Here is a 249-nt window from a genome sequence, read left to right as displayed (position 1 = left end):
ATGCCGGCATCCAGGCCGACGCGGTGGATGCCGTCCTTCTCGACCACCTGGGTCGCGCCGGCCAGCAGCACGCCGGATTCGGCGACCATGAAACGCCCCGGCTCGATCGCCAGGCGGAACGCCGGATGCACCGCGCGCACCTCGGCCAGGCCGGCCGCCCAACGCTCCAGGTCGAAGGGTTCGTCCTCGGCGCTGTACGGGATCGGCAGGCCGCCGCCGATGTCGATGGTTTCCACCGTGCCGATGCGG

The 249-nt window shown here is 71.9% G+C and carries 1 pseudogene; it reads right to left on the bottom strand.

Going from position 1 to position 249, the window contains the following annotated elements:
* Window positions 1-249: pseudogene (locus SB822_RS59485) on the bottom strand (diaminopimelate decarboxylase); the annotation flags it as partial.

This window comes from Paraburkholderia sp. SIMBA_054, from assembly GCF_046534875.1.
GTDB classification, from domain to species: Bacteria; Pseudomonadota; Gammaproteobacteria; order Burkholderiales; family Burkholderiaceae; genus Paraburkholderia; species Paraburkholderia hospita.
This window is presented reverse-complemented; position numbering and strand designations above follow the sequence as displayed.